Source organism: Aurantimicrobium sp. (assembly GCF_036667855.1).
Classification (GTDB): domain Bacteria; phylum Actinomycetota; class Actinomycetes; order Actinomycetales; family Microbacteriaceae; genus Aurantimicrobium.
Genome location: NZ_JAVWTF010000050.1, coordinates 1 through 10,317, shown reverse-complemented (window position 1 = coordinate 10,317; position 10,317 = coordinate 1). Strand labels below are relative to the sequence as shown.

12 protein-coding genes are annotated in these 10,317 nt (G+C 52.5%); 8 read left to right on the top strand and 4 right to left on the bottom strand.

Annotated elements, in window-relative coordinates; all coding sequences use genetic code 11:
• From RR877_RS08810 to RR877_RS08800, 3 genes are all read left to right on the top strand, one after another.
• Positions 1 to 391 (top strand): HPF/RaiA family ribosome-associated protein (locus tag RR877_RS08810; RefSeq protein ID WP_332627946.1); only part of this gene is annotated, 391 nt, incomplete at its 5' end.
• A 136-nt stretch (positions 392 to 527) separates the two neighbouring features.
• Positions 528 to 3,332 carry a preprotein translocase subunit SecA gene (gene secA, locus RR877_RS08805; RefSeq protein WP_332627945.1) on the top strand — a complete coding sequence of 935 codons (2,805 nt, stop codon included), beginning with the start codon at positions 528 to 530 and terminating at the stop codon, positions 3,330 to 3,332.
• 51 nt (positions 3,333 to 3,383) lie between these two features.
• Positions 3,384 to 3,902 (top strand): hypothetical protein, encoded by a 519-nt coding sequence (locus RR877_RS08800; protein WP_277495330.1) that lies wholly within the window; start codon positions 3,384 to 3,386, stop codon positions 3,900 to 3,902.
• Here RR877_RS08800 and RR877_RS08795 read toward each other — a convergent pair.
• Positions 3,899 to 4,324, bottom strand: coding sequence for an Rv3235 family protein (locus RR877_RS08795; protein WP_332618814.1), 426 nt, complete (start codon positions 4,322 to 4,324; stop codon positions 3,899 to 3,901). The genes RR877_RS08800 and RR877_RS08795 overlap by 4 nt on opposite strands.
• Positions 4,325 to 4,338: 14 nt before the next feature.
• Here RR877_RS08795 and RR877_RS08790 point away from each other — a divergent pair, with 14 nt between their 5' ends.
• The 3 genes from RR877_RS08790 (at position 4,339) to RR877_RS08780 (ending at position 6,989) form a co-directional block, all read left to right on the top strand.
• Positions 4,339 to 5,016 (top strand): hypothetical protein, encoded by a 678-nt coding sequence (locus RR877_RS08790; protein WP_332627944.1) that lies wholly within the window; start codon positions 4,339 to 4,341, stop codon positions 5,014 to 5,016.
• A 310-nt stretch (positions 5,017 to 5,326) separates the two neighbouring features.
• Positions 5,327 to 6,169 carry a hypothetical protein gene (locus RR877_RS08785; protein WP_332627942.1) on the top strand — a complete coding sequence of 281 codons (843 nt, stop codon included), beginning with the start codon at positions 5,327 to 5,329 and terminating at the stop codon, positions 6,167 to 6,169.
• Complete coding sequence (locus tag RR877_RS08780; RefSeq protein WP_280806059.1) at positions 6,144 to 6,989, top strand: hypothetical protein; 846 nt, start codon at positions 6,144 to 6,146, stop codon at positions 6,987 to 6,989. Before RR877_RS08785 ends, RR877_RS08780 begins: the two co-directional genes overlap by 26 nt.
• On the opposite strand, the gene RR877_RS08775 is transcribed toward RR877_RS08780, so the two are convergent.
• The gene (locus tag RR877_RS08775; RefSeq protein ID WP_280806058.1) at positions 6,986 to 7,252 is read right to left on the bottom strand and encodes a helix-turn-helix domain-containing protein; all 267 of its coding nucleotides are present in this window, start codon (positions 7,250 to 7,252) and stop codon (positions 6,986 to 6,988) included. The two genes, RR877_RS08780 and RR877_RS08775, sit on opposite strands and share 4 nt — an antisense overlap.
• Before the next feature lie 99 nt (positions 7,253 to 7,351).
• Here RR877_RS08775 and RR877_RS08770 point away from each other — a divergent pair, with 99 nt between their 5' ends.
• Positions 7,352 to 7,960, top strand: a complete 609-nt coding sequence (locus tag RR877_RS08770) for an SAF domain-containing protein (RefSeq protein WP_332618818.1) — start codon at positions 7,352 to 7,354, stop codon at positions 7,958 to 7,960.
• Positions 7,960 to 8,814 (top strand): AAA family ATPase, encoded by an 855-nt coding sequence (locus RR877_RS08765; RefSeq protein WP_280805474.1) that lies wholly within the window; start codon positions 7,960 to 7,962, stop codon positions 8,812 to 8,814. The genes RR877_RS08770 and RR877_RS08765 overlap by 1 nt, the downstream gene beginning before the upstream one ends.
• A 119-nt stretch (positions 8,815 to 8,933) precedes the next feature.
• Here RR877_RS08765 and RR877_RS08760 read toward each other — a convergent pair whose 3' ends face one another.
• A complete protein-coding gene (locus RR877_RS08760; RefSeq protein WP_110232906.1) occupies positions 8,934 to 9,614 on the bottom strand; it encodes an NYN domain-containing protein in 681 nt (226 codons plus the stop codon).
• Positions 9,615 to 9,658: 44 nt separating this feature from the next.
• Positions 9,659 to 10,317 (bottom strand): alpha/beta hydrolase (locus RR877_RS08755; protein ID WP_332627941.1); only part of this gene is annotated, 659 nt, incomplete at its 5' end.

The window sequence follows — 10,317 nt, the reverse complement described above, 5'->3', positions numbered from 1 at the left end:
CGTCACCGAGAAGGTCGACAAAATAGAAAAGCTCGCAGACCGTCCCCTCGAACTGGATGTCACCGTCAGCAAGCACCATGGCGGTAAGGGACTTGTCGGCGGCGATCACGTCGAACTGAAGCTCGTTGAAGCCGGTCCCGTTCTTCGTGCCGAATCAGATGGCGAAGACAAATATGCCGCCTTTGATCTGGCCATGGGTCGCATGATGGAACAGCTTCGTCGGGCACGAGACAAGAAGAAGATTCATCACAACGGTCACCAGAAGCCCCTCTCTATCCACGAAGCAAGCGCTGACGCCTTTGCTCAGCTGGACATCGTTCCTGCCACCCCTGAAGACCTGGAACGCGTGAAAACGGGAGAGCACGCCATCATTCCGTCACCAGCGGCTTAACGGTTAACGTTCACCCCGTCTACAGGCTTCGTACAGGCGGGGAAAGCTCATTCCCGGTAGCATTGAGGGCGGTCTTACACGCATGCGTGTGGACCGCCCTTAGCGCTTACTGCGCACACAACTTCCGGAGATATACGTGGCTAACATTCTTGACAAGGTCCTGCGCATGGGCGAAGGTCGAACCCTTCGTAAGCTCGAGAACCTGGCTAAGGCCGTCAACGAACTCGAAGAGGGCTTCATCAACCTCACCGATGAAGAGCTTCGTGCTGAGACCACTGATTTCCGCAAGCGTTACATCGAGGGAGAATCCCTCGACCACATGCTCCCTGAAGCTTTTGCTGCCGTGCGCGAAGCAGCACGCCGCACTATCGGCCTGCGTCACTTCGATGTTCAGCTCATGGGTGGTGCTGCCCTGCACCTCGGCAACATTGCCGAAATGAAGACTGGTGAAGGTAAGACTCTGGTCGCTACCCTTCCCGCCTACCTCAACGCCATTGCGGGTCGTGGCGTCCACGTCGTAACCGTGAACGATTACCTGGCTAGCTACCAGTCGGAGCTCATGGGTCGCGTCTTCCGCGCCCTGGGTATGACAACCGGTGTGATCACCGCAGGTCAGGTTCCTGCTGTTCGTCGAGAGCAGTACCTGTGCGACATTACCTATGGAACCAACAACGAGTTTGGTTTCGACTACCTTCGCGACAACATGGCCTGGAGTGCTGCTGACAAAGTTCAGCGCGGACACTTCTTCGCCATCGTCGATGAGGTCGACTCGATCCTCATCGATGAGGCTCGTACGCCACTGATTATTTCTGGTCCTGCTTCGGGTGAAGCAAACCGTTGGTTCACTGAGTTTGCCAAGATCGCCACCACGTTGGAAGCTGGCGTTGACTACGAAGTCGACGAGAAGAAGCGCACCGTAGGTGTTCTTGAGCCAGGAATTGAAAAGGTTGAGGACTACCTCGGTATCGATAACCTCTACGAATCGGCAAACACCCCGCTGATCTCGTTCCTGAACAACTCCCTCAAGGCCATCGCACTGTTTAAGCGCGACAAGGACTACGTCGTGATGAACGGCGAAGTACTCATCGTGGATGAGCACACCGGCCGTATCTTGGCTGGTCGTCGCTACAACGAAGGTATTCACCAGGCCATTGAAGCCAAGGAAGGTGTTGAGGTTAAGGCCGAGAACCAGACTTTGGCTACTGTCACCTTGCAGAACTACTTCCGTCTCTACGAGAAGATCTCCGGTATGACCGGTACGGCTGAAACAGAAGCCGGCGAATTCATGAGCACCTACAAGATTGGTGTGGTTCCTATCCCCACCAACAAGCCCATGGCACGTGTCGATCAGCCTGACCTTGTTTACAAGAACGAAGTGATCAAGTTTGAGCAGGTCGCCATCGACATTGCTGAGCGTCACGCCAAGGGCCAGCCTGTTCTGGTTGGTACCACCTCGGTTGAGAAGAGCGAATACCTCTCCAAGCTTCTGGCCAAGAAGGGCATCAAGCACGAAGTCCTCAACGCCAAGAACCACGCCCGTGAAGCAGCGATTGTTGCTCAGGCTGGTCGTTTGGGTGCTGTCACCGTAGCCACCAACATGGCCGGTCGTGGTACCGACATCATGCTCGGTGGAAACGCTGAGCACCTCACCGTAACCGCACTTGCTTCACAGGGCTTGAACCCAGCTGAGACTCCAGAAGAGTACGAAGCTGCATGGGAAGCCACCTTCACCAAGGTGAAGGAAGGCGTCCAAGCCGAAGCTGACAAGGTCATTGAAGCTGGTGGACTCTACGTCCTCGGCACCGAGCGTCACGAGTCGCGTCGTATCGACAACCAGCTGCGTGGTCGTTCCGGACGTCAGGGTGACCCCGGTGAGAGCCGTTTCTATCTCTCGCTCACTGATGACCTCATGCGCATGTTCAACTCGGGTGCTGCTGAAGCCATCATGACGCGCAGCAACATTCCTGATGACACTGCGATCGAGTCAGCGATTGTGTCGCGCGCTATTCGCTCTGCACAGTCTCAGGTTGAAGCTCGTAACGCTGAAATGCGTAAGAACGTCCTGAAGTATGACGACGTTCTTAACCGTCAGCGTGAAGCGATCTACTCTGACCGTGCACACATCCTTGAGGGCGATGACCTCAAGGATCGCGTTCTCGCATTCCTCGAAGACGTCATTGACGAAGTTCTTGCCGTTCACACTTCTGAAGGCAATGGAGATGACTGGGACTTCGACGCTCTCTGGGCAGAGCTCAAGACCATCTACCCCGTGGGCATCACCATCGACGAGGTAATCCAGGAAGCTGGAAACAAGGGTCGCGTGAACAAGGAGTTCATGCGTCGCGAGATCCAGTCGGATGCCGTTGTTGCCTACGCTCGTCGTGAGGAATCACTGGGTGAAACTGCCATGCGTGAGCTTGAGCGTCGCGTTGTTCTCTCCGTGGTGGACCGTCGCTGGCGTGACCACCTCTACGAGATGGACTACCTCAAGGACGGCATCGGTCTGCGTGCCATGGCACAGCGTGACCCACTGGTCGAGTACCAGCGTGAAGGCTTTGCTCTCTACCAGGGCATGATGGCCGCTATCAAGGCTGAATCTGTTGGCTTCTTATTCAACCTCGAAGTCCAGGTCAACGCCGCTGAGGGCGACCCACAGCACCCCAGCATCGCTGCTAAGGGCCTGGAACAGTCTGAAGACGCCAATGCCCACCTGAGCTACACCGCGCCTTCTGAGGATGGTCACGTCGAGGTTCGAGACGACAAGGGTCGTGTTGAGCAGGCAGAGACTGCTCGTGCTCAGCAGGCTGCAGACAACGGCCGCCAGATTGTTCCTGAGGACAACCGTCCAGTTGGCCCAACAGGTGGCGGACGTGGCGCATTCGGTCAATCGACCGGTGGTGCTCCTGCAGGTAACCGCGCAGAACGCCGAAAGAAGAAGTAATTCTCTTTCGGATTGCTATCTCCCACCAGGGATTCAACTTAGAATCACTTCATGGAGAATGACTGGCTGCTGCTAGCTTGGCTTTCTCCATTAATACTTGTGATGGTCATTTTTGACCTCAAAGCGAGAAATTACGGCAAGAAAGTCCTTCATTTACCCAAGAAGGAATACGTGAGTTTATTGTGGCTCGCCATCCTTGATCCCGTATTTGAAGTTCTCTTCATTGGTGTAGTTCTTTGGGATGATCTTTCCCGTGATGTCTGGCACTGGGTTGCCGGTGGTGTCGGGGTTGTGCTGGGTTACTTCTTCGCCCGTTATCGAACACGGATCATGTGGGTTCGGCCTTTGCGTGAAAAGAAGGCCGTGATTCTTCGAAATAGCGGCGCGGAATACATCGCCCTTGTATTCTTGGTCATCGTCAAAACGGTTTCAGAAAACAGCAATTTTTCCAACTACTTTGCAAGCCTCTTGATTACCGTTGGTTTACTCACCATCGTGAGTGAGTCCGCGATACGTGTCGCCATTCTGTTCAAGCGATACAACAAAGAATTGCCTGCAGTAAAGGCTTAGAGAACGTGAATCGCGGTTGCTCGCCAGCGGCCATCCATACCTTCCAAGCGAATAGCGATGGAACGTGTGCGGGCTTTGCCATGCACAATGACCACCGACTCAATCACGCCATCCACTGGATGGGTAATGATCGTGCGGCCCAGGCCAAAAGTGGGCAGGACCACGGGCTGCTTCTTCACCGCACGTGCTCGACGCGAGATGTGTACGCGCTGGAGCAGGTTTCGATAGACGTCATCGGTGACCCAGCGAGAAATCTGCTCGAGGTCACGACACCCAGCAAGAATTTCCATCACGCTGCGCGCCAGGTTCTCCACCATCGGCTGCGGATCGGGAAGTGCCGAGGTTGCGGTGTGCTGGTGGCCAAAGAAGTCATCGTTGACGAAGCCAGTGCGAGTTATAGGGAATGCGGGTGCGGTATTCATGTCAACACTGTGACATGGAAAATAGATCGAAAGTCTATTTCTCAGGAAACATGTGGATAACTCCAGCAGATTCACAGGTTCGCTCTTTAGCTTCGCTTGCTATGGACTTCGACATCCTTTTCCAAGATTTAGAAAATCAGCTCGAACGTGAACTCGATGCAGAGCTCATCAACCGCCTCGACGATGAAGAGCGAGAACGGCGCGCGAAGCTGACACTTCGAGAGCGCCTGCGGGCACTTCATCAGGCCAACCCCGCATCTGTTCTGACGGCCCTCACCAAAGATGGCAGAGGATTAACGCTCCAGATTAAGAACGTGGGCAAGGACTGGGCGGCAATTGAGGTGCTGGAGCCGTCAGATATTCGCGGGCCATTGATTCTCGCTCTTCACGCACTCAGCAGTGTGGGAATCCCACAGGAGTACGTGAAGGAAAGTCTCGGTACACCTGTAGGCGAAGTCTCTGATCACGACTTGAGAGAACTCTCACGGAGTTCTCGGTTGGCAGAGAAGGTGAACTTTGCCTTCGTGCTACGAGATGTGAGTAGACGGAGAAAAAGAGTCATGCTCTTCACGGCGCAGGGAAAGTTTCAAGGAACTCTCGACCAGGTTGGAGCAGATCATCTTGATGTCAGTAGTGACGGCTCGAGGCACCTGCTGCCACTTCGAGACCTGTTCTTCGCCAGAATTGAATAGTTAATGTTCAGATAATTAATTGTTTCAACCGACGGCTGAATAATGCTATTATCTGAACATGAGCGGAAATATCGGAGAAGCACCGGCTACAGAATCTGAAATGCTGCGAGGGACTGTCTCTCAGCTGCAAAGTCGTTTGCCAATTGGGTGGAGGGCATATTGTTCAGAGGGGCTTCAAGGAAAACGATCCGAACCAAAAGAGGTATTGGAAGTAATAAGTCCGAGTGGCCAGAAATGCACACTGGGCCTATTGGTCAAGCAAATAGTTGAACTGAGAGATGTTCCACGGCTGGTTGAAGATGCCACCAAAATGACGTCTCTTTCCAGTATTGAAAACATTCTGGTTGTTTCTAGATACTTACCCGCAAGCGTCCGCGAGGCATTGTCTTCGCGAAATATTTCCTATTTAGATTTCACAGGAAATCTCAGAATAGAGACTCGTTCTCCCGACATGTTCATCAGTGATCGTGGATCAAATAACAACCCCTGGAAAAAACCAGGACGCCCCATGGGGACACTTCGTGGAGAGCCTGCCGCAAAGGTAGTGAGAGCACTTCTTGACTACGCAGGACCATGGAAGATTCGTGAGCTTGTTGAACTTTCTGAATCAGCAACAGGCTCGGTGTATCGAGTTGTTGAATTTCTTGAAAGAGAAAACCTCATTACCAAGGATGAAGCTTCAAGATATGCCGTTCGTGATTGGCAGAAGTTACTCCTGCGATGGAGTCAAGATTATGGGTTTCTATCCACAAACAAGACGTCGACGTGGATTGCTCCACGAGGTATTGATGGACTACTTGAGATGTTGGGGCAAGAAGATCAAAAAGATTACGTTGCTACCGGATCTTGTGCCACCTCATCCTGGGAGACTGTTTCGCCCACACGTTTAGCTACTTTCTACGTCTCTGATCCAGAGTATTTTGCAGAGAAATACAACTTGAGACCAGCACCCGAGGGTGCGAATGTGGTGCTGGTGAAGCCAGCCTTCAAAGTCTTAGTGGAGGGTGCTAGCAACAACAATGATGGGTTAAGAGTGGCTGCTCCCACTCAGGTGGTGGCTGATCTCTTGGGTAGTCCAGGACGAGGCCCTACCGAAGCAGAAGCACTCATGGATTGGATGGCGGCTCATGAACAGCTTTGGCGAAAGTCCTGATTCTCAGGTCGTAACTGCGCGATTGGCGTTACTTGATGCGCTGGAAGCCCTGGGTGACCATCGGGATTCGATAATTGTGATTGGCGCACAAGCTGTGTACTCACATACCGGCGCGTTAACCGATGTGGCTCTTGCTGAAATAACCACAGATGGAGATCTTGCTGTAGATCCTCGCGAACTTTCCAATGAGCCTTTGATTGAAAATGCAATGCGTTCTGCAGGGTTCATGCCCAGCCTCGCTGATTCGCCTGGAACGTGGATTAGTCCAGCTGGAATACCTGTAGATCTCATGGTCCCGTCCTTACTAGCGGGGAATGGAAGGCGTGGGGTGAGATTGCCACCTCACGGCGATAAATCAATGAGGAAAACACGTGGGATTGAAGCAACTCTCGTCGATTTTGACTATCAACACATTCACTCTCTTCATGCTTCTGACACGAGATCATTCAGCGTCAAAGTGGCGGGGCCTGCCGGGTTACTCGTAGCTAAACTTCATAAAATTGCAGATCGAGAGAATCATGACAGTCGCCTGGATGACAAAGACGCGCATGACATCTATCGGATATTGAGGGCAGTTCCGACCGCTGAGTTAGTCCAGAAATTCAAAAGCTTAATCACTGACGAACTCGCCAAACAAGTTTCGTTAGAAGCACTTGAGCTCTTGGATCGATTGTTTGCCCAGGGTCCACAATCATTGGGGAGTGTCATGGCTGGGCGGGCAGAAACACTCGTGGGAAACCCCGCTCAAGTGGCTTTGGCTAGTTCTATCCTTGCCGAAGATGTGGTGCGCGAACTTAAACAACACATATCACTGAGCTAGAGCTCAGTGATATTGGAGGCGGAAGACAGAGTGCTGTTCCAGAGTGCACTTCTCCGTGCAAGTTCATGTTGATCCACGACGAATTGATCCAACACGTCATGCTGTATGCGCCAGGGACCTCGCTTTCCCACTCGAAAGCCGTGAAGCTCACCAGAGTCGATGAGTTCGTGCACGTCGGCAGCAGAAACTTTGAGAAGTTCTGCAGCTTCAGCAACGGTGAGAAAACGGTCCATATTCACATCAGTAGAGTCAAAATCATTCATATCCACACAATATGAAACGTTGAGCCCGCAAAACCTGCCAAAGAACAATCTGTGGATAACTACAGCAGAGTTCACAGCACTTTAGAGAAGATGCTTGTCATGACTCACTCAACCTCTCGCCGCCTCGACCTGCGGCTCATAATTGGCATCGCCATTGTCGTCATTACTGCTCTGGCAGGTTTTGCACTGGTGACCGCAGCAGATAACACCACCAGTGTGTATGCCGCAGCGAAATCTCTGACCCCTGGCCATGTGCTGCAAAAATCTGATCTGGTCCTCACGGATGTGAAACTCGGGAAGTCTAGCTCGGCCTATCTGGATGCCTCCGGGCTCACGCAGGGTGCTGTGGTTACCAAGGCTGTCAGCGCTGGAGAACTTGTGCCCGTCAGCGCAGTGGGAACGGCCAAGCAGGTCGCCACCACGAACGTGGTGGTCCAGCTTGACGTTCCTCTCTCGTCAGATGCTGTTGTTGGTTCCAACGTTGATGTGTGGGCATCCATGGCGGTAGGTCAGGGAGTCTTCGGCCCTCCCGCAGTGATCATCTCTGGTGCTCAGATTGCTCACATCACAGAAGCCACTGGACTTGCTTCCTCCAACGGCGGAGTGCGCGTCGAGATCGTGGTTCCCCAGTCTAAGGTCGCAGCACTTCTCGAATCTCAAGCCAATGGGGATGCCATTTCTCTCGTTCCCAGTCGGGGTAAGGCCTAATGTCTCGGCTCATCGCCGTCTGGGGTCCCACCGGTGCTCCTGGTCGCACTACTGTTGCCATCAACCTGGCAGCAGAACTGGCTGAGCAAGGCCAGAGAGTACTTCTTATCGATGCTGATAGTTATGGCGGAGCCATAGCTCCCATGCTGGGGCTGGTCGATGAAGCAGCAGGCTTTGCTGCTGTATGTCGATTGGCAGAGTCTGACCAGCTCACCCTCGCTGAGATTGAACGCCTGTGTCACCTGGTGAACACCGGTGTTCACAATTTGTCCGTGCTCTCCGGGATTGTGAGACCAGATCGCTGGCCTGAACTTTCTGCTGAACGTGTGCGAAAAGTAATCGGGGTGGTTCGAGAGAATTTCGACGCCATCGTGGTGGACGTGGGCTTCAATCTCGAAACAGATGAAGAGATCACGAGCGATCTCTTTGCGCCACGACGTAATGCGTCCACTTTGACGATGTTGAAGCATGCCGACTGCATCGTGGAAGTGGCATCTGCTGATGCGCTAGGCATAGCTCGGTTTATTCGAGCACATGATGTACTCGTGGAGGAATTCCCTGAATCACTCCGCGTGATTGTGCTCAACAAAGTTCGTTCGGGGCTTGATGCCAGGGGTTCTGCCCAAGCAGCTTCTACGTTGAGCCGATTTGCTGGATTGCATGAGGTTCACGAACTCGTCGCAGATGACAAGGCAATGACGTCGACTTATGCGACGGGGAGAGCACTGAGTAGTGCGGCAAAGAACAGCAAGCTGAGAAAGCAGTTTCAGAAGCTAGCTGGACTATTCAGCCAAGAAACAGGGGTTACTGCTGTGAAGCAAGGCAGATTTCACAGAAAGCGTTTGAGCGCTTAGTTTTCCACTATTTTTGGCAACTCACCGAAATGTCAGTCCAGTCTGTTATATTTTTCTTACATCCCCCAACGTTTCGTCGTTGGGCCTAACGCCCCGAAGCATACTCGGGGCGTTATTTTTTACCAGCCGGATGGTTTTGAAATAACTGCGCCGGTTTTTGGAAGAATCACATTGCTGGGTAGTTGAGACTCGCGCAATGCGCCACGGGAAATCCTGACAGTGAATTCAAAATCACATGCATTGAGACGTTTACTCAGTTTTGGATGTGGCGGAATGTGCGCAAGTTTTGCTTGTGTCTCTAAGCGGATCATTTCCACCGTGGGCGCAAGGTCAGAATCACTTGAAACCATGACGTAGAGGTCAGCTTCGCTTCTGGCAGCGTCGAGGGTCATGCGGGTGCCGAGAGAAACGTCAGAACCCTTTTCTTCCACTTTCCAAATCTTGACCCCGCGACCGAAAGACCAAGTTTTGGGCATTTTGATTCCCCAAATACGTGATTTCCTTCTTTTTGGCGCAGATGAGGGGTGGACCATGAAATTTCCGAAAACGACCTTCACTCTCTTGAGTGTTGTCAATGCATTCAAATACGTTTTTTGCCTCAGAGGTGCGCCGGGATCGCGCGGGTTTGCTTTCGCTTGTAATTGGGCAGTGAAGTAGTAAATTTCTTTGACCTTATAGTCAGGAAGAAGCCTGTCAAAGAGCGCTTCTAAATCAACCCATTTGTATTCCGTGCCCAAAAGTGAGCCGTAATAAAGATTGAACGCGTCTACATAGACAATTGCGCTCGGTTTGGCCTGCATTTCATAACAATTGCAGGTACCACGGACATTTTCGCCAAGGGAAATTAATCTGTGGAGGAACCAATTCTCTCGTTCAGGAACGAGAGTGTCTCATTCAGAGCAGTCTGAGCTGCATCAAGATTCAGCTTGAACTGATATTCGTGGGGCAAAGGTGGGGTGTAGTCAGCAGGCCAGAAGAGTTCTGTGACATTCACGCCAAGAGATTGCAGCTTCGCTGCAAAAGGCTTGGAGTTCTCGGCCGTGAGAGGGTCTGCGTTTCCGCCAGAGATGTACGTGGCAGGGAAGTTGCTGGTCACGTGGTTAATCGTCGACATTTGAGCCATTGCTGGTGAGGTGGTGATGTCACGGTCTCCGGTGTATGCCCACAGTGATACATCGTCTCCCCAGCCCAGGATTCCCTTGGCACCAATCAACGACGTGAGTTGGTACACGCCACAATTGAGCACAACACCTTGAAGTTGCTCAGGAGAAAGCGCAGGGGTGAAATCCATTTCCTTGGCGTAATCAGGATTGGTAATCAATGCCGCAAGTTGGCTTGAAAGCTGTGCTCCGGCTGAGTCCCCTGCGAGAACAATCTTGCTGGGGTCGATATGGAACTTCTCAGCGTTGTCTAGCAAGAACTGGTGTGCTTGGTTGAGTTCAAAAACCGCGGTGGGATATGTCGCTTCGGGGCCGTAGGTGTAGTTCAGTCCCACTACTGTGT

What these genes read in the sequence shown, in the direction of transcription:
- RR877_RS08800 (WP_277495330.1), top strand. Translation starts at nt 3,384, where the DNA reads ATGGAGAATGACTGGCTGCTGCTAGCTTGGCTTTCTCCATTAATACTT.
- RR877_RS08795 (WP_332618814.1), bottom strand. Translation starts at nt 4,324, where the DNA reads ATGAATACCGCACCCGCATTCCCTATAACTCGCACTGGCTTCGTCAAC.
- RR877_RS08790 (WP_332627944.1), top strand. Translation starts at nt 4,339, where the DNA reads ATGGAAAATAGATCGAAAGTCTATTTCTCAGGAAACATGTGGATAACT.
- RR877_RS08785 (WP_332627942.1), top strand. Translation starts at nt 5,327, where the DNA reads ATGACGTCTCTTTCCAGTATTGAAAACATTCTGGTTGTTTCTAGATAC.
- RR877_RS08780 (WP_280806059.1), top strand. Translation starts at nt 6,144, where the DNA reads ATGAACAGCTTTGGCGAAAGTCCTGATTCTCAGGTCGTAACTGCGCGA.
- RR877_RS08775 (WP_280806058.1), bottom strand. Translation starts at nt 7,252, where the DNA reads ATGAATGATTTTGACTCTACTGATGTGAATATGGACCGTTTTCTCACC.
- RR877_RS08770 (WP_332618818.1), top strand. Translation starts at nt 7,352, where the DNA reads ATGACTCACTCAACCTCTCGCCGCCTCGACCTGCGGCTCATAATTGGC.
- RR877_RS08765 (WP_280805474.1), top strand. Translation starts at nt 7,960, where the DNA reads ATGTCTCGGCTCATCGCCGTCTGGGGTCCCACCGGTGCTCCTGGTCGC.
- RR877_RS08760 (WP_110232906.1), bottom strand. Translation starts at nt 9,614, where the DNA reads ATGCAGGCCAAACCGAGCGCAATTGTCTATGTAGACGCGTTCAATCTT.